At 68.7% G+C, this 16,992-nt stretch carries 16 protein-coding genes; 10 read left to right on the top strand and 6 right to left on the bottom strand.

Annotated elements, in window-relative coordinates; all coding sequences use genetic code 11:
• The first annotated feature begins 39 nt into the window (after positions 1-39).
• Entirely contained in the window at positions 40-726 is a 687-nt protein-coding gene (locus JRI60_RS43470; protein WP_204221949.1) for a hypothetical protein, read from the top strand.
• 47 nt (positions 727-773) lie between these two features.
• On the opposite strand, the gene JRI60_RS43465 is transcribed toward JRI60_RS43470, so the two are convergent.
• Positions 774-2,456: an isovaleryl-CoA dehydrogenase gene (locus JRI60_RS43465; RefSeq protein WP_204221948.1), complete on the bottom strand. Its 1,683-nt coding sequence runs from the start codon at positions 2,454-2,456 to the stop codon at positions 774-776.
• A 212-nt stretch (positions 2,457-2,668) separates the two neighbouring features.
• Between JRI60_RS43465 and JRI60_RS43460 the strand changes: the two genes are divergently transcribed.
• Complete coding sequence (locus JRI60_RS43460; RefSeq protein WP_204221947.1) at positions 2,669-3,472, top strand: intradiol ring-cleavage dioxygenase; 804 nt, start codon at positions 2,669-2,671, stop codon at positions 3,470-3,472.
• 90 nt (positions 3,473-3,562) lie between these two features.
• Positions 3,563-4,327: an esterase family protein gene (locus JRI60_RS43455; RefSeq protein ID WP_204221946.1), complete on the top strand. Its 765-nt coding sequence runs from the start codon at positions 3,563-3,565 to the stop codon at positions 4,325-4,327.
• A 1-nt stretch (position 4,328) separates the two neighbouring features.
• Here JRI60_RS43455 and JRI60_RS54990 read toward each other — a convergent pair whose 3' ends face one another.
• The 3 genes from JRI60_RS54990 to JRI60_RS43445 form a co-directional block, all read right to left on the bottom strand.
• Positions 4,329-4,589, bottom strand: a complete 261-nt coding sequence (locus JRI60_RS54990) for a sensor histidine kinase (RefSeq protein WP_343213364.1) — start codon at positions 4,587-4,589, stop codon at positions 4,329-4,331.
• 26 nt (positions 4,590-4,615) lie between these two features.
• A complete protein-coding gene (locus JRI60_RS43450) occupies positions 4,616-7,339 on the bottom strand; it encodes an ATP-binding protein (RefSeq protein ID WP_343213363.1) in 2,724 nt (907 codons plus the stop codon).
• A gap of 323 nt (positions 7,340-7,662) precedes the next feature.
• Positions 7,663-8,355, bottom strand: a complete 693-nt coding sequence (locus JRI60_RS43445) for a type 1 glutamine amidotransferase domain-containing protein (RefSeq protein ID WP_204221945.1) — start codon at positions 8,353-8,355, stop codon at positions 7,663-7,665.
• Positions 8,356-8,459: 104 nt separating this feature from the next.
• Here JRI60_RS43445 and JRI60_RS43440 point away from each other — a divergent pair, with 104 nt between their 5' ends.
• Positions 8,460-9,371, top strand: coding sequence for a LysR family transcriptional regulator (locus JRI60_RS43440; RefSeq protein WP_204221944.1), 912 nt, complete (start codon positions 8,460-8,462; stop codon positions 9,369-9,371).
• A gap of 73 nt (positions 9,372-9,444) precedes the next feature.
• Complete coding sequence (locus JRI60_RS43435; RefSeq protein ID WP_204221943.1) at positions 9,445-10,413, top strand: alpha/beta fold hydrolase; 969 nt, start codon at positions 9,445-9,447, stop codon at positions 10,411-10,413.
• Positions 10,414-10,468: 55 nt separating this feature from the next.
• Here the strand turns inward: JRI60_RS43435 and JRI60_RS43430 are convergent, their stop codons facing one another.
• Both JRI60_RS43430 and JRI60_RS43425 read right to left on the bottom strand, forming a co-directional pair.
• Positions 10,469-11,392, bottom strand: a complete 924-nt coding sequence (locus tag JRI60_RS43430) for a hypothetical protein (protein WP_204221942.1) — start codon at positions 11,390-11,392, stop codon at positions 10,469-10,471.
• A gap of 82 nt (positions 11,393-11,474) precedes the next feature.
• Positions 11,475-12,292 (bottom strand): IS5 family transposase gene (locus tag JRI60_RS43425; RefSeq protein ID WP_430384330.1). Its coding sequence is split into 2 segments (ribosomal slippage): positions 11,475-11,950 and positions 11,950-12,292, totalling 819 coding nucleotides; the frame shifts between segments, so codons are not numbered across the junction.
• A gap of 271 nt (positions 12,293-12,563) precedes the next feature.
• Between JRI60_RS43425 and JRI60_RS43420 the strand changes: the two genes are divergently transcribed.
• From JRI60_RS43420 to JRI60_RS43400, 5 genes are all read left to right on the top strand, one after another.
• Positions 12,564-12,977 (top strand): hypothetical protein, encoded by a 414-nt coding sequence (locus JRI60_RS43420; RefSeq protein WP_204221941.1) that lies wholly within the window; start codon positions 12,564-12,566, stop codon positions 12,975-12,977.
• Between the two features lie 74 nt (positions 12,978-13,051).
• Positions 13,052-14,653, top strand: a complete 1,602-nt coding sequence (locus JRI60_RS43415; protein WP_204221940.1) for a M20/M25/M40 family metallo-hydrolase — start codon at positions 13,052-13,054, stop codon at positions 14,651-14,653.
• A 131-nt stretch (positions 14,654-14,784) separates the two neighbouring features.
• Positions 14,785-15,879 (top strand): transaldolase, encoded by a 1,095-nt coding sequence (gene tal, locus JRI60_RS43410; RefSeq protein WP_204221939.1) that lies wholly within the window; start codon positions 14,785-14,787, stop codon positions 15,877-15,879.
• Positions 15,876-16,586, top strand: coding sequence for a ribose-5-phosphate isomerase RpiA (gene rpiA, locus JRI60_RS43405; protein WP_204221938.1), 711 nt, complete (start codon positions 15,876-15,878; stop codon positions 16,584-16,586). The genes tal and rpiA overlap by 4 nt, the downstream gene beginning before the upstream one ends.
• Positions 16,587-16,691: 105 nt before the next feature.
• Entirely contained in the window at positions 16,692-16,961 is a 270-nt protein-coding gene (locus JRI60_RS43400) for a GlsB/YeaQ/YmgE family stress response membrane protein (RefSeq protein WP_204221937.1), read from the top strand.
• Positions 16,962-16,992 lie beyond the last annotated feature (31 nt).

The raw sequence follows: 16,992 nt of genomic DNA, 5'->3' as shown, positions 1-16,992 counted from the left end.
CGGAAGCGTTGAGCTCCGGATGGAGTACCATTCCGCCGCATGAGCCAATCACCCCACCATCTCCCGGTCATCGCATCCGCACTCGCCGTGTCCCTCGCGGTCGTCGGCATCGTACTCCTGCCGGGGTGCGGCGTCTTCGAGCAGGGCGCGTGCGTCCACGGCTCGAACGTGTACTTCTGCTCGGAGGACAGCGAGGACCAGTGCCGCGACTTCTGGTGCGAGGACTGGGACTACTGCGGCTACTTCGCGGGCGACACGTGTGAGGACGTCGGCTTTCCGGACGGCACGTCCTCCCAAGATACCTACTCGGAGCCGAGGACGCCCGAGTGGAGCTGGGGAACGCCCTCGGGAGGAACGGGCTCGTCCGGCGGCGGCTCCGGCGCGTGCGCCTACTACGCGTCGAACCTGAACCGTGTGCTCTGCGAGCAGCGCTCGGGGGCCTCCAGCTGTTCGGGCAAGTGGATGGGCAGCGGCACCACCTGTTCCGGCTTCAACTGCTCGAGCAGCACCGATCCCAACAGCTGCACCGTCCCGGGTGGAAGCTCGGGCGGCTCCGGCGTGTGCACGTCCACCTACCAGGGGCCCACCGGCGATGCTCAGGTCTACACGCAGTGCGCATCCGTGTGGAACTACCGATGCCAGCAGAAGAACAACAGCGCCGCGGACCAGAACTGCCTCGTCTACGATTCGCTCGAGGCGACGGTGTCGTGCCCGTATTGCCCGTGAGCCGAGCCGCCGCGTTGGCGCGGCGACCTCGGATGGAAGGCCACCACTCACCGAGGGGTCTCGGCTCCTTCCGCGAAGGCGCGCTGGATGAGCGCATGCATCGGGGCGTGGGCCGGGAGCGTGCCGAACGTCTGTCCGTGTGCACCGGCCAGACGTGACTCGCAGAAGGTGTCCGCGACCTGGGTGTTGCCAGCGCGGATGAGGAGGGAGGCTTGCAGCGCCAACGCGAGCCGCTCGACGATGAACCGCGAGCGCGACTCGAGCGTGCTCAGGTCGTCGAACTCCCTGGTCAGGCGCGCGGCCTCGGCGTCGAGCGCCGGATGACCACCCCGGGCGGCGAGGAGCTCCTCGAACAGGGCATCGCGGCTGGCCGGCTCGCGCGTGGCCGCGCGCAGCATGTCCAGACACTGGATGTTGCCGCTGCCTTCCCAGATGGAGTTGAGCGGGGCCTGCCGGTACAGCCGCGCGAGATTCGACTCCTCGACATAGCCGACACCGCCGAGGCACTCCTGCGCTTCGTTGATGAAGGCGGGAGCGCGCTTGCACACCCAGTACTTGCCGATGGCCGTGGCGATACGGCCAAAGGCCGCTTCCCGGGCATCCCGGTGGCTCGCATCCACGGCCCGGGCCACGCGCGCGGTGAGCACGGTATGCGCTTCCGATTCGAGCGCCAGGTCGGCGAGCACATTGAGCATCAGCGGTTGCTCGCTCAGCCACTTGCCGAAGGTCTTGCGGTGCCGTGCATGGTGGATGGCCTGCACGAGCGCCTGGCGCATCTGACCGCTCGAACCGATCATGCAGTCCTGGCGCGTCAGGGCCACCATCTCGAGAATGGTGGCGATGCCGCGGCCCTCCTCGCCCACCATCCAGGCGGTGGCGCCGTGGAACTCGACCTCGGAGCTGGCGTTGCTCCAGTCCCCGAGCTTGTCCTTGAGGCGCTGGATGCGGATGGCATTGCGCTCGCCGTCCGGCGTGAAGCGCGGCAGCAGGAAGCACGACAATCCCCCCTCGGCCTGCGCGAGCACGAGGAACGCGTCGCTCATGGGGGCCGAGAAGAACCACTTGTGGCCGACGAGCGCATAGGGCTGCCCGGGCCCCCGGCTCCCGAGCTGATGGGCGCGCGTGGTGTTCGTCCGCACATCCGAGCCGCCCTGCTTCTCGGTCATGCCCATGCCGAGGGTGGCACCCCGCTTCTGGGCCGCGGGGATGAACCGCGAGTCATAGGTGGCCGAGCTCACGCGTGGCAGCCATTCCCGGGCGAGCTCGGGCTGGCGGCGCAGCGCGGGCACGCTGGCGTACGTCATCGTCAGGGGGCAGCTCGTGCCCTGATCGGCCTGGTTGTGCAGATAGAACAGCGCCATGCGGGCCACGTGTGCACCGGGCCTGTCCTCGTGGCGCCAGGAGAAGTTCGGCACGCCATGGGCGATGGCCAGCTCCATGAGGCGGTGGTAGGCGGGATGGAACTCCACCTCGTCCAGGCGGTTGCCGTACCGGTCGAACGTCCTGAGCTTCGGCTTGTTCTCGTTGGCGACGAACCCGAGCTGCATCATCTCACCGCCCACGAGGGGACCGTACTTCGCGAGCTCGGCTTCCGCCCAGGCGCCCCCTTCCCGGGTCACGGCTTCACGCAACACCGTATCGGTCGCCCAGGCGTCATAGGTGAGCGGCGGGGCCTGGTTGGTGACCTGGTGCGTGATGAAGCCTTCGGCGATGGAGCGGTGTTCGGTCATGGGGGTTTCCTATCAAATAGCGGAGGCCGACGGGCACCCTCGGCTCGAGCCCGGTGCACGGGCCCTGGGAGGAGGCAGGGGAGGGCCGTGGACCGGGCCACCTTGCACGGAAAGCGGATTTTTCAAATAAAGTTGAATTAATGTGTTTGTCGGCTTAAGACGTTCTTAAGAAATGCCCCCTACTCTCGTCCGCCTCTTCACAGGGAGGCGACATGAGTAGCGACAACCACAGTCACGATAAAGGTCTCCAGCACGATCTGAGAGTCCTGGCGCTGCGACAGGACCGCAGACAACTCTTGCAGTGGATGGCGGGTGCCACGCTCCTGGTGGGTTGTGGCGTTGGCACGGAGGGCATCGGCACCGAGGGTGTCGGCACCGACGCGCTGGCCACCTGCTCGACAATCCCGGAGGAGACGCAGGGGCCGTACCCGGGTGATGGTTCCAACGGGCCCAACGCGCTCGCGTTGTCGGGCATCGTACGCAGTGACATCCGCTCCAGCATCGGCAGTGCGACCGGCACCGCGGCGGGCATCGTGCTCACGCTCAAGCTCACCCTGGTGAGCAGCACGCGCAGCTGCGCTCCCCTGTCGGGATATGCCATCTACCTCTGGCATTGCGATCGTGACGGCAAGTACTCGATGTATGACCTCCCCGCCCAGAACTACCTGCGTGGCGTGCAGGCGACGGACAGCAGCGGGGTGGCGACCTTCACCACCATCTTCCCCGGTTGTTACGCCGGACGAATGCCTCACATCCATTTCGAGGTCTACCCCAGCCTCGCGAAGGCCACCTCGGCCGCGAACAAGCTGAAGACCTCGCAGCTCGCCCTGCCGGTGGACGCGTGCAAGACGGTGTACGCCACCACCGGGTACTCCACGAGCGCGAGCAACCTCTCCAGGATGAGCTACGCCCAGGACAACGTCTTCAGGGACGGAACGACCCTCCAGATGGCGAGCGTCACGGGCAGCACCACGGCGGGATACATCGCCACCCTGCCGGTGGCCATCGCCGCGTAGCGCGGCGGGAGCCTGGTCGCGCCGACCGAGAGGGGCGGTTCCCAATGAATCGCCTTTACAGCCCGGAGGTTCTTCTGGAATCTGCCCCTCATGTCGAACGTCGATCCGAATCTGCGTCGTGAGCTCTTCGGTTGGTTCAGCCCCCGGGTGGGCATGGACATGCCCATCGTGCGCTATGGCCACTGGGGCCCGGCCCTGTTGCTCTTCCCCACCGCCGGAGGCGACTTCCTCGAGGCCGAGCGCATGGGGCTCATCCAGTCCGTCGCGCACCACCTGTTCGCCGGCCGGGTGCAGATCTTCAGCATCAACAGCATCAATCCCTGGGCGTGGATGAACCCTGGCATGCCCATCCACGAGAAGGCCCACAACCAGGTGCGCTACTCGGACTATGTCGAGCAGGAAGTCGTCCCGCATATCCGCCGCTGCCTGGGGAACGACCACGCACGCATTGGCGCGGTGGGAGCCAGCTTCGGAGCCTTCCACGCCGCCAACGCCTTCTTCCGGCGCCCGGACCAGTTCGAACTGCTGCTCGGGCTGGGCGGCTTCTACGACCTCCAGCCGGAGTTCCTCCACGGCTACTGGAGCGACGAGGTCTACTTCAACAACCCCGTCTCCTACGTTCCCAATCTGCCCGAGGGGTCTGGGATGGACCTCCTGCGGCACCACAGCCAGATCCACCTGGTGACGAGCCGCGGCGCGTGGGAGAACCCCGGGTATTCCGAGCACCTCAGCCACCTGTTGCACCAGCGTGGCATCCCCCACAACCTGGACATCTGGGGCCACGACATGCCCCACGACTGGCCCACCTGGTACCGGCAGCTCGACCACTACCTGGGGGAGCGGCTGGGGTTCTAGCTCAAGGCCGCGCGTTCTCCTGGGCGGCGGGCTCGAAGTCCCCGCGTGGCAGGCGCACCCGGAAGGTCGTCCCCTCTCCCTCCCGCGAACGCACCTCGACGCTGCCGCCATGCGCCCGCACGATGTGGTCCACGATGTAGAGCCCCAACCCCACGTTGCGGCTCGCGTTGTCCCCCGCCGTCTCCCCGCGCTGCATGGGCTGGAAGAGCCGGGGGAGGAGCTCCTCCGAGATGGGGGCTCCCTCGTTGTGGACCTCGAACACCCCGTCCTCCACTTCCCCGTGGGTCTTCACCCGGACGGGGGTCCCGGGGGGCTGTAGTGCACGGCATTGCCAATGAGGTTGATGAGGACCTGCGCCATCCGGTCTCCGTCCCAGACGGCCTGTCCGTCGCCGTGCTGCTCGAGCAGGATGACGCGCTCGGGGTGTGAGGCCTGAAGCTCGTCCACCACCTGCCGGCTGAGGGCGTGGAAGTCGAGCGGCACGCGCTGGATGGGCAGGCCCCCACCCAGGCGGGCCTTCGTGAAGTCGAGCAGATCCCGGATCATCCGGTGGGCGCGCTCCGCCGACGTGAGGATGCGCCCGAGCGACTTGCGCTGCCGCTCCTCCATTTCCGCTCCGCGCAGCAGCGTCGCGGCCGACACGGAGATGGCGGCCAGCGGGTTGCGCAGGTCATGGCTGACGATGCCGATGAGGTGTTGCTCGAACTCGGCGCGGTCCACGGCCAGCCGCTCGCGCTCGGCCCGCTCGCGCGCCAGACGCAGGGCGCCTTCCACGCGCGCCAGCAGCTCGCGGGCACTGAAGGGCTTCACGAGGTAGTCATCCGCTCCGGACCGGAGGCCCTCCACCGTGGCCTCCTCGCCTGCTCGCGCGGACAGGAGGATGATGGGAATGGCCGAGGTGCGGGGGTTGGCCCGAAGCTCGCGCAGCAGTTCCAGGCCGTCCAGCCCCGGCATCATCACATCCGAGAGGACGAGGTCCGGCACCCGGGCCTCGACCGCCGCGAGCGCCGCCAACCCATCCGCCACCGCGTCGACCGTGAAGCGCGTCTCCAACAGGCGGCGCACGTAGTCCCGCATGTCCGCGTTGTCGTCGACGAGCAGGATATGGCCGCCCGGTGCCAGGGCTCGCGCGGGCGGAGCCTCCGGCGCGGCGGTGGGGCCGGAGGGCACCGGGGGAGGGGTGGCGAGCCAGCTGGAGGCCTCGTTGACGAAGGGCGCTGCGCCGAGCCCCGTCGAGGCCTGCGTGCGCGGAGCGTCGAGCCGTTCGCGCGGCAGGTGGGAGCAGCCGGTGGGAATGCACACGGTGAAGGTGCTGCCCTGGCCCGGCGCGCTGTCCACCCGCACGGTGCCGCCATGCAGCTTCACGAGCTCCTGCACCAGGGAGAGGCCAATGCCGCTGCCCTCATGGTTGCGGCCCCGCGCGCCCCGCACCTGGTGGAAGCGCTCGAAGATGCGCGGCTGCTCCTCGGGAGGGATGCCCGTGCCGGTGTCGCGCACGGACAGCTCCACGTGGTCACCCCGCCACCGCAGGCGCACGGCGATCTCCCCCTCGAAGGTGAACTTGAACGCGTTGGAGACGAGGTTGAGGACAACCTTCTCCCACATCTCCCGGTCCACCCAGATGGGCTCCGGCAGGGGCTCGCACTCCACCACGAGGCGCAGCCCCGCCTTCGCCATGGCCGAGTCGAACGAGCTGGCGAGCCCCGCGGTGAGGACGGCGAGGTCCGTGGGCTGGTAGCTGGCCTGGACGCGGCCCGCCTCCAGGCGGCTGAAGTCCAGGAGCGTGTTGACGAGCTTGAAGAGGCGCAGGCCGTTGCGGTGGACGAGCTCGAGCGCCTCGCGCGCCGTGTCCGGCAGCTGGCCCCTGGCCAGCAGGTCCTCCACCGGTCCGAGCATCAGCGTCAGGGGCGTGCGGAACTCGTGGCTGACGTTGCTGAAGAAGGCCGTCTTCGCCCGGTCCAGCTCGGCGAGGGCCTCCGCGCGCTGCTTCTGCTCCGCGTAGGCCCGCGCGTGGGCGAGCGCCGTGGAGAGGTGCCCCGCCACGAGCCGCAGGAAGCCCTGGTACTTGTCGTCGAGCTCGAGCCGGGGGCTGAGGCCGACCATGAGAAAGCCCGCCAGGGCGCCGCCAGCCTCGCCCTCCACGGGCAGCACCTGGGCCCGGGTGGGCGCCGGAGCGTCCTCGCTCGCGAGCGCCAGGCGCAGGCGCTGGGGCAGTGCCGCCACCTGGACGGGCCGGCGTGTCGCGAGCACCTCGTGCAACGGCCAGTCGTCCTGGGCCGCGGCGAGGTCCAGGAGGGGCGGGAGCGAGGAGAGGCGCTCCTCCCGGAGCCCTCGGGTCGCCACCAGCGACGCGTGTCCACCGTCCGCGTCGCACAGGTACAGGAGCGCGAAGGGTAGATCATTCGGGTTGCCGTCGAGCGCCCGCATCGCCAGCCGGGCGGCTTCCTCGACGCTCCGGGCCTGGAACGAGTCGGCCGCCACCCGCTGCAGGGTGTTCAGCCGCCGCTCGCCCAGGACCTGGCTGGTGGTCTCCTGGACGGTGACGAGCACGCCCCCACGCCCTCCGGTGTCGTCGGGAATGGGGCTGTACGAGAAGGTGAAGTAGGCCTCCTCGAAGAATCCCTTGCGGTGCATGAGCAGCAGGTGCTCGGACCAGGTGGACGGGCCGCCCCGGAGGACGCCCTTGGCCATGGGACCGATGGTGGACCAGATCTCCTTCCAGACGTCCGCCCCCCGCGCGCCCATGGACGCGGGGTGTTTGTCCCCCAGGATGGGCCGGTAGCCGTCGTTGTAGACCTGGACCATGCGCTCTCCCCACCACATCAGCATGGGGAATCTGCTGCCCAGCACCACGCCCACCATGGTGCGCAGGGAGGCGGGCCACGTCTCCACGGGCCCGAGCTCCGTGCGAGACCAGTCGATGTCGCGCATGAGCGCGCCCATCTCCCCTCCGCCCGCGAGCACTTCCGTGGCGGCGGTGGGCGCCTTGGATTCAGGGGGACTCTGACTCATCGGGTGAGAACCGGTGACGCAGTGGCGGGCTTCGTCGACGCAATAACAGCGAGGGTGCGCATCCTCTGCCGGGTAGTCCACAGGCTCACATGGAGCGTGTGTTGGTGCGGAAACACTCGGTTCGAACCCGCGAGCGGGGCCTCTGGATGCCCTCCACGGATGCCACCCCCGCTGGCGGGAGGGCGGGCGCTCTTTCATGGGCCAGGGGCACAGGCCTGCCCCGGTTTTGTGGACATCCAGAGGCACGGGACGGAATGCGGCGGTCGATTCCCGCCGCCTTGAGTCGAACCCTCTCGTGCCGACGAGGTTCAGCGTGCGTCCTGCTACTTCTCGCGCAGAGCCGAGAGCACTTCACGCGCGGCGGCCGCCGACGACGCCGGGTTCTGCCCGGTGACGAGCCGCCCGTCGCGTACCACGAAGCTGCCCCACAGCGGGCCGGACTCGTAGCGGGCGCCCAGCTCCCGCAGCCGCGTCTCCAGGGGGAAGGGAACGATCGTGTCGAACTTCGCGGCTTTTTCCTCCGCGTTGGAGAAGGCCGCCACGCGCTTGCCCGCCACGAGCGGCTTGCCATCCGGACCCTTGACGCCCACCAGCGCCGCCGGTCCGTGGCAGACGGCCGAGACCACCGCGCCGCGCGCGTACGCCGCCGACAGCAACTGGTGCAGCGGCGAGTGCGTCGCCAGGTCCCACATCACGCCGTGTCCGCCCACCACGAAGTAGGCGTCGTAGGTGTCCTTCACCTTCCCGAGCACCAGCGTGTTCGCGAGCTTCTTCGTCGCCTGGGCATCGGCGAGGAAGGCGCGTGTGGCCTCGGACTCCTCCTTCTGGCTGCGAGGGTCCGCCGGGGCCTTGCCTCCGAGAGGCGAGGCGATGTCCACCTGAGCGCCGGCCCGGGTGAACTCCTCGTAGGGGGCCGCCAGCTCCTCCATCCAGAATCCCGTCTGCTCTCCCGTGTTTCCGAACTGCGAGTGGCTGGTGACGATCAGGAGGATCTTCACGGCAGTCAGTGCCTTCATGGTGTGTGCTCCTTCGTGAGCGCCGCGCGTGGCGGCGATGGGCGAAGGAGTACCGCCCGCCCGGACTCAAGAAAACCAGGAGGGTCTTCGCATAATGTGAAGCCATGCTTGGCAATCACGAGGCACTGTGGACGCTCTGGGAAGTGAGCCGCGCGGGGACCCATGCCGCCGCGGCCGCGCGGTTGGGAATCACGGCCTCCGCCGTGGGTCAGCAACTCAAGGCGCTGGAGCGGCGCGTGGGCGTGGCGCTCTTCGAGCGGGTGGGGCGCCGGGCCCGGCTCACCCCCGCGGGAGCGGCCCTCGTCGAGCGCTTGAGGGAGCACCTGCCCGCCCTGGACGCGGCGCTCGAGGAGGCGTCCGAGGCCCAACGCGCCGTGCGCGGCGAGGTGTCCCTGGGCGGTCCCTGGCCCTTCTTCCGGTTCTGGCTCCGCCCGCGCATGCCCGCGCTCCTGGAGCGCCATCCGGAGCTGCGGCTGAGCGTCCGCTTCGACGTGCCGAGCCTGCTCGTGCGCCGGCTCCTGTCGGGCGAAGTGGATCTGGCCATCATGGGCCTGTTACCCGAGGCCACGGGGTTGGAGGTGCGGCCCGTGGCGCAGGAGGAGTTCGTGGCGGTGGCCGCGCCCGCCTACCTTCGAAGGTGGGGAACGCCCCGGAGCGCCCGAGAGTTCGCGGCCCATCGCTTCATCGCGTTCGACTCCGACCTGGCCATGCTCGCTCCCTGGTGGCGGGTGGCCTTCGGTCCGAAGGAGTCGCTCCCCGAGCGGGTGGTGTGCCGCATCACGAACCTGGACGAGATGCTGGCACTGGTGGAGGCGGGGGCGGGTCTATCCGTGTTGCCCGACTACCTGGTGGAGTCCGCGGTGCGCGCGGGCAGGGTGGTGACGCTCGCGCCGGAGTCCGGCCGGCGCTCCCTGCGGCGCCCTCGAGGCACGCTGTGGCTCGCATGGCGCCGGGCCGCGGCTCCCACGGCGCGCTTCCTCGCCGTGCGCGACTGGCTCCTGGATGGCAAGCATTGAAACAGTCGGACCGGCATGAGCTCTTCTTGTCTGGCGTTGACAAGTGGGGTGGACACCGCCTGCACTTCCCCGCATGACCGAGCTACGCCACCGTTTCGTCGATGCGAAGGGTCTTCGGGTGCACCTCGTGGAGGCGGGACCCGAGAAGGGCCCCGTCGTGCTGCTCTGCCACGGCTTCCCCGAGAGCTGGTACTCGTGGCGCCACCAACTCCCGGCACTGGCCGCGGCGGGCTACAGGGTGGTGGCGCCGGACATGCGAGGCTACGGGCAGACGCAGGCGCCAGCGGAGGTGCATGCCTATACGCAGTTCCACCACGTGGGAGACATGGTGGGCGTGCTCGACGCGCTCGGCGTGGACAAGGCCGTGGTGGTGGGCCATGACTGGGGCAGCCCGGTGGCCTGGAACGCGGCGCTGTGGCGGCCCGAGCGCTTCCGCGCCGTGGCCGTGCTGGGCGTGCCTTGGACACCTCGTGCACCCATGCCGATGACGCGGGTCCTGAAGCAGGCTGTCGGCGACCAGTGGTTCTACTTCCTCTACTTCCAGCAGCCCGGCAAGGCCGAGGCCGAGCTGGATGCGAACGTGCGCACGTTCCTGCGCGGCTTCTTCTATTCGCTCTCGGGCGATCCGCCGTTCCAGGTGCTGCGGGGCCTGGCGGGAGGGCCCAGGAACGGCACCATGCTCGAGCACCTGCTTCAGCCGGAAGTGCTCCCGTCCTGGCTCACCCAGGAGGACCTCGACTTCTACACGGCCGAGTACGAGCGCACGGGCTTCCGCGGCGGGTTGAACTGGTACCGCTGCGCGGATACGACCTGGGAGTTGTCTCGCGCGTGGGATGACAGGCGTATCGAGCAGCCGGCGCTCTTCATCGCGGGAGAGCGCGAGCCGGTGCTGGCCATGCAGCCCGGCTCCCTCGATGCCCTGCGGCAGAACGTTCCCGGGCTGCGCCGTACCCTGATGCTTCCGGGATGCGGCCACTGGACCCAGCAGGAGCGCCCCGCGGAGGTGAACGCGGCGCTCCTCGAGTTCCTGGCGGGGCTGTGAGGCTGTCGGCACTCGCACGACGTTGAGCACGGCGGGGCCGTCACCACGAGATGGATCAGGGCAGGCCGTTCACGTTCGCCGGGCCCCGCACCCCGTCATAGCCGGCGGTGGAGTAGGTGCCCCGGAGCGCGCCGGTGACCTCGACCTGGAAGGCCCGCGCCGCGGGGAAGCCCTCGCGGTCCACCGCTCCCACGAAGGGCATGCTCGGGGACAGATCGAGCTCGAAGGTGTTCGCATAGTCCCTGATGCGGAGGCCATCGAACTGGATGAAGCCATTCGAGTCCGCCCGCAGGCCGAAGAAGAGCGGCGAGCCCGTCATGGTCAGAGCGACGCGCTCCAGGATCTCGGAAGGCGCGCCTCCGAACTGGACGGTGACAGGGCTGGTCTGCACGAGCAGCATCTTCCCCGAGTAGCCCTCCCGCGAGAGCGAGGACGACTCGTAGCTGATCAGGAAGGGCACGCTCTTGCCCACCAGCTCATCGAAGGGGCTCACGCCGCTCGAGGGGTTCTCGCGCTCGGTGAACTGGAGGGTGCCGGCGATCCAACCGCCGTTGTCCACCTTGATGCCCACGTCCGCGTCGCCACTCCCGGGCAGCTTGAACTGGAAGCGCACCTGGGTGAGCTCTCCCCGGGTCACGGAGAAGGGCAGGGGATTGGGCGACAGCAACTGGGCCGACACGGCCGTCCCGGGTGCATCCGTGGCCTCCAGGTGCCACTCGCCGCCCAGCTGGACGGTGTAGGGCCCGGCCGTGAGCGTCGCATGCACGGTGTCCGCCGACGTGTCCGTGAGGGTGACCGTCTGCGGCCCCTTGATGGTGAACGTCGCCCCCACCAGCCGATAGGTCCTGCCGTCCGGAGACGACGACGTCAGCGGCAGTTGCAGCGTACCCGCCTCCTGCTGCTCCACCCCTCCGACTTCCCCGCCACAGGACACCACCAGGAGCGCGAGTACACACGCACCGAGATTCCAAAGTCGCACGAAAATTCCCCTCTGAAAGGATTATTGCACCCTAAGAGCTCGTTTCAAAAATGGACCTGAGAGGTCAGGTAACATGCCCTGCCTATTCAGGGCCATTTCGTAAATGGCGCTCAAGCACGCGATAGAGAAGGAGGCAGTGGCCAAGGCGAAGGAGTGCCAGGTGCATCTGTGGGTTCCGCTCTTCGCGAATCCGCAGGCGTTTCATCTGGTGGAACCAGTCCAGGGAGCGCTCCACCACCCAGCGATGGCGTCCCAAACGCTCCTTCGACTCCACGCCTCGGCGGGCGATGCGGGGAACGATGTGGCGCTTCCGTAATCCCCGGCGGGTATCGGCATAATCGTACCCCTTGTCGCCGTGCCCTTTCGCCGGACGCCTGCGTGGCCTGCCTCGTGGCCCCTTGATGGGGAGGATGGCGTCGAGGAGCGGCAGCGCCTCGCGCTTGTCGTGCACGTTGGCGGCCGACAGCAAGGTGGCCAGCGGCAGGCCCCGGCGGTCTACGACCAGGTGGTGCTTGCTGCCCGCCTTTCCTCTGTCCGTTGGATTCGGGCCTGTTTGGGCCCCCCTTTTATCGCCCGTAGGCTGCTGGAGTCGAACGAGGCCCGGCTCCAGTCAATGAGCCCCTTGTGCCCCAACTCGTTCAGCAACACCCGCTGGAGCTTCTCGAAGACTCCTGCTCGGCTCCACTTTCGCAGCCTCCTCCAGCACGTCGCCCCGCTGCACCCGAACACCTCGGCTGGCAGGTCTCTCCAGGCGATGCCCGTCCTGAGCACGAAGATAATGCCCCGCAGGCACGCCCTATCGTCGCGCAATGGACGACCTCTTCTCCCTTTGCGGCGATGTCGTGGCAGCAGCGGCTCCACCCTCGCCCACAGCTCGTCCGGGACCAGTTCGCGCCTCATGCTTGCGAGGATGAGCACCAGGTACGTAGAGGGAAGTCTGGATACCTCTGCGGTTCATTTATGAAACAATCCCGGGGAGGCAGGTCAGATGACCTAGGCTCCCTGGTCCATTTTTGAAACGAGCTCTAAGAGGTTGAGAGGGGGCTTGTCAAACGACAGGGATTGGCGCTCCGGGTGTGTGTCCCGGTCACATGCGAGGGGGATGTCTGTCGGGGGGCGGGCCACGGACTCGTGACGGGCTCGCGTAGGCTGGTGGCTCCGGGAGGCAGCCATGACGCCCATCCATCGCGAGTGGACGATTGGAAACAATGCGCTCCGCTTCGAGCCGCCTGATCTCCTCTGGGCGGAGTTCCGGGGAGCGCTCTCCCTGGAGGGGGCCACCCGCCTCGTGGCGCTCTACCGGGAGCTGGGCGAATCACGACCCTTCTTCATGGTGGCGGAGATGCAGGCGGCCGAACCGCTCGACCCGGAGACCGGGCGCTACATCAGCGAGCACGTCCGCACTGAGTGGATCCAGGGCATCGTCTACATCGGCGCGCGGCTCGTGCACAAAGCGTTGGCCCGGGGCATCGTCCTCGCGTCCCAGCTGACCGAGATGGCGGATGTGAATGTCCTGGCGAAGATCCACTTCGTCTCCACGAGGGAGCAGGCCCACGCGCTCCTCGCCCAGCTGCGTGCGCGATAGCACGCCACCGCGCCTGGAATGAACGCGCCCATCTGGCGTTGGGGGGCCGCTGCCCGACCCGACACGAGTCCTCCATGCCCCGTACCTCCGCCTCTCTCCTCGCAGTGCTCTCCCTCCTCTCCGTCCCCGCCGCCCATGCCGCCGATGCGCCCGTGTCGGAGGGGGCGCGGTGGTGGAAGCACGTGGAGTTCCTCGCCAGTGACGCACTGGAGGGGCGGAACACGGGCAGTGAGGGCTACCGCAAGGCCGCGGCCTACGTCGCCGAGCAGCTCGCCGCCGCCGGGGTGAAGCCGGGGGCTGGCGAGGGCTACCTCCAGGAGATGGACCTGGTGTCGCGCCGGCTGGTGGAGGAGCGCTCGCGTCTGGTGCTGGTGCGCGGGGGCAAGGAATTGCCGCTGACCTTGGGCCAGGACGCCATCATCTCCGCCCGCATGGGGGAGTCGGGCAAGGTCGACGCCCCGATGGTGTTCGTGGGCTACGGCCTCTCCATCCCCGAGGCGGGCCACGATGAGCTCGCCGGGGTGGACCTCCAGGGCAAGGTCGCGGTCATCCTCCAGGGTGGCCCGGAGAAGATTCCGGGCACGCTGCGGGCCCACCATGGCTCCATGAGCGAGCGGGTGAAGGCGCTGAAGAAGGCGGGTGCGATGGGGCTCGTCATGCTGCAGAACCCCAAGCTCATGGAGGTGCCCTGGGAGCGCACCGCGGGGTCTCGCAAGATGGCCTCGATGATGTTCGCCGACCCGACCCTCAACGATGACCAGGGGCTGAAGGTGAGCGTCGTCGTCAACACGGCGCGCGCCCAGAAGCTGTTCGCGGGCGCACCGCACACCTATGAGGCGCTGGTCGCGCTGGCCAACGCGGACAAGCCGCTGCCGGGGTTCGCGCTTCCCTCGCGCCTGAAGGCCGAGCTCGCTTTCGAGACCGAGCCGGTGAAGTCCGCCAACGTGGTGGGCGTGCTGCCCGGGAGCGACCCCACGCTCGCCCGGGAGTACGTGGTCGTCTCCGCGCACCTGGACCACGTGGGTGTGGGCGAGCCGGTGAAGGGGGACCGCATCTACAACGGCGCCATGGACAATGCCTCGGGCGTGGCGGCGGTGCTCGAGCTGGCGCGGGCGCTCCAGGCCTCGGAGACGAAGCCCAGGCGCTCGGTGCTCTTCGCCCTGGTGACGGGCGAGGAGAAGGGCCTGCTGGGCTCGAAGTACTTCGCGGCCCGCCCCACCGTGCCGCGCGAGAGCCTGGTGGCGGACCTCAACCTGGACATGTTCCTGCCCCTCTTCCCCTTCACCCACGTGGTGGCCTTCGGCATGGACGAGTCCACCCTCGCCGCGCCGCTGCGGCAGGTGGCCGGGGCCCAGGGCGTGAAGGTGCTGGCGGATCCGCAGCCCAACCGCATGGGCTTCATCCGCAGCGACCAGTACTCCTTCATCCGCGAGGGCGTGCCCGCGCTGGCCTTCAAGTTCGGCTTCGAGCCGGGCTCCAAGGAGGAGAAGCTCCAGAAGCAGTGGTACAGCGAGCGCTACCACGGGCCCGCGGATGACCTCTCGCAGCCGGTGGATAAGGAGGGCGCGGCGAAGTTCGTCCGGATGTTCACCGCGCTCACCCGCGCCGTGGCGGATGCGCCCGAGCGCCCGCGCTGGAACGAGCAGAGCTTCTTCCGCCGCTTCGCCATGCCGTAGTTGCCGCGCGTCGAGCGCCTTCTCCCGCGCCCGCCCTCCGTCCTCGCCCTGCGTTCCCATGGTGAGGTGCACACCTTGAATGTTGGACAGGGGCGCGGGCCGCCCGCGCCTCATGACAGGAGTCCAGGGCCATGCTCGCGACCCAGACATTGCACGAGGCCGGCCAGCGGCTCTGGCTGGACAACATCACCCGGCAGATGCTCGACGAGGGACGGTTGGAGCACTACATCCGCGACCTGTCCGTCACCGGGCTCACCTCCAACCCCACCATCTTCGACCAGGCCATCCGGCGCGGCGATGCCTACGACGCCTCCATCCTCGCTGAGCGATCGCGCGGGCGGCTGGGGGAGGAGCTCTTCTTCCGGGTCGCCTTGGAGGACCTGTCCCGCGCGGCGGCCCTCTTCCTCCCCATCCACCAGCGCACCCGGGGCCTGGATGGTTGGGTGTCATTGGAGGTGTCGCCCCTGCTGGCCTTCCAGTCGATGCCCACCCTCGACCAAGTCATCTCCCTGCACGAGCAGGCCGGCCTGCCCAACCTCTTCATCAAGATTCCGGGAACACGCCCGGGCCTGCGAGCCATCGAGGAGGCCATCTTCGCGGGCGTCCCCATCAACGTGACGCTCCTCTTCTCGTCCGAACAGTACCTGGCGGCCGCGGATGCATACCTGAAGGGGCTCGAGCGGCGGCTGGAGGCGGGGCTCTCGCCGGAGGTGCCGTCGGTGGCCTCCCTCTTCGTCAGCCGATGGGACAAGGCCGTGGAGGGACAGGTGCCCGAGTCGCTCCGCAACCGATTGGGCATCGCGGTGGGAGAGCGCACCTACCGGACCTACCGCGAGTTGTGTGAGAGCGCACGTGTCTGCCGCCTGGTCTCCGAGGGCGCTCGGATACAACGGCTGCTCTGGGCGAGCACCAGCTCCAAGGACCCCACCGCGCCAGACACGCTCTATGTGGAGGCGCTCGCCGCGCCGGACACCATCAACACGATGCCGGAGAAGACTCTGCTGGCCTTCGCGGACCACGGACGGGTGGGCTCCCTGCTCACGAACGAGGAGTGGGAGAGCGACGAGGTGTTGGAGGAGTTCAAGCTCGCCGGCGTGGAGCTGGACGGGCTGGCCGAGCAGCTCCAGCGCGAAGGCGCGGACTCCTTCTCGAAGTCCTGGCATGATCTGCTGGCCTGCATCGACGCGAAGAGCGAGGCGCTGAAGGAGGATCACCCGGTCCCGTGACGTCCGCATCCGATGAGAGTGAGGTCGTCCGCTTCAAGCGTCTCGCCGCCGAGCGCGCGGTGGACTCCATCCAGCCGGGCATGGTGGTGGGGCTTGGCTCGGGCAGCACCGCGGCCTTCGTGGTGCGCCGGCTCGCCGCCCTGCGCGCGGAGGGCAGGCTGACCGACGTGGTGGGCGTGCCCACCTCGGTGGAGACGGAGGTGCTGGCGCGCTCGCTGGGAGTGCCCCTCACCACCCTGGAGGAGCACCCGGTGGTGGATCTCACCATCGACGGGGCGGACGAGGTGGATCCCCAGCTGCGCCTCATCAAGGGTGGGGGCGGGGCGCTGCTGCGGGAGAAGATCGTCGCCCAGGCGAGCCGGCGGGAGATCATCGTGGTGGACGCGGGCAAGCTGTCACCCCGGTTGGGGACGCGCTGGCCCGTCCCCGTGGAGGTGCTGCCCTTCGGTTGGCGCTCGCAGGCGCTCTTCCTGGAGGGGCTGGGCGCGCGCATCACCCGGCGCGAAGGCCCGGGGGGAACGCCCTATCGGACCGACCAGGGCAACCTCATCTTCGACTGTGCCTTCGGCCCCATCGAGCGCCCGGAGGAACTGGCCGCGAAGCTGGAGGCGCGGGCCGGCATCGTGGCGCATGGACTGTTCATTGGCCTTACTTCGGAACTGGTGGTGGCCAGCCCAGAGGGGGTGGAGCACCGCCGGCCGGTTTGAGTCCCGCCAGGCGGACGATGCGGCGCTCTCCTGCCTGCCTGTTCCCTCGGCCTCTCCTACCCGGGTGCTTACCTGTTGGGGGACTCCTTCCTGGGGGTAACACACATGTCAGTGGAAACACTCATCATCTGGCTTTTCGTCGGACTCATCGCGGGGTGGCTCGCCTCGGCGGTGGTGGGGGGCGGCTACGGAATCGTCGGAGACATCGTCGTCGGCATCGTCGGCGCGTTCCTGGGTGGCTGGCTCTTCCGGGCACTTGGAGTCGGCGCTCCCGGAAGTGGCATCGTGTCCACCATCATCGTCGCCTTCGTGGGAGCGTGCGTCTTGCTCCTCATCTTGCGCGCGCTCCACCGCACGAGATACCGCTCTACATGATGGAGCGGGCCGGGCGGGCGCGTGTCATGGC

This window comes from Archangium violaceum (assembly GCF_016887565.1).
Taxonomy (GTDB): domain Bacteria; phylum Myxococcota; class Myxococcia; order Myxococcales; family Myxococcaceae; genus Archangium; species Archangium violaceum_B.
The sequence above is the reverse complement of the archived record's forward strand: the minus strand, read 5'-3'. Positions and strand labels throughout refer to the sequence as shown.

Excerpts from the sequence above, each read along its gene's own strand:
- JRI60_RS43470 (WP_204221949.1), top strand. The coding sequence starts at position 40 with ATGAGCCAATCACCCCACCATCTCCCGGTCATCGCATCCGCACTCGCC.
- JRI60_RS43465 (WP_204221948.1), bottom strand. The coding sequence starts at position 2,456 with ATGACCGAACACCGCTCCATCGCCGAAGGCTTCATCACGCACCAGGTC.
- JRI60_RS43460 (WP_204221947.1), top strand. The coding sequence starts at position 2,669 with ATGAGTAGCGACAACCACAGTCACGATAAAGGTCTCCAGCACGATCTG.
- JRI60_RS43455 (WP_204221946.1), top strand. The coding sequence starts at position 3,563 with ATGTCGAACGTCGATCCGAATCTGCGTCGTGAGCTCTTCGGTTGGTTC.
- JRI60_RS43450 (WP_343213363.1), bottom strand. The coding sequence starts at position 7,339 with ATGAGTCAGAGTCCCCCTGAATCCAAGGCGCCCACCGCCGCCACGGAA.
- JRI60_RS43445 (WP_204221945.1), bottom strand. The coding sequence starts at position 8,355 with ATGAAGGCACTGACTGCCGTGAAGATCCTCCTGATCGTCACCAGCCAC.
- JRI60_RS43440 (WP_204221944.1), top strand. The coding sequence starts at position 8,460 with ATGCTTGGCAATCACGAGGCACTGTGGACGCTCTGGGAAGTGAGCCGC.
- JRI60_RS43435 (WP_204221943.1), top strand. The coding sequence starts at position 9,445 with ATGACCGAGCTACGCCACCGTTTCGTCGATGCGAAGGGTCTTCGGGTG.
- JRI60_RS43420 (WP_204221941.1), top strand. The coding sequence starts at position 12,564 with ATGACGCCCATCCATCGCGAGTGGACGATTGGAAACAATGCGCTCCGC.
- JRI60_RS43415 (WP_204221940.1), top strand. The coding sequence starts at position 13,052 with ATGCCCCGTACCTCCGCCTCTCTCCTCGCAGTGCTCTCCCTCCTCTCC.
- tal (WP_204221939.1), top strand. The coding sequence starts at position 14,785 with ATGCTCGCGACCCAGACATTGCACGAGGCCGGCCAGCGGCTCTGGCTG.
- JRI60_RS43400 (WP_204221937.1), top strand. The coding sequence starts at position 16,692 with ATGTCAGTGGAAACACTCATCATCTGGCTTTTCGTCGGACTCATCGCG.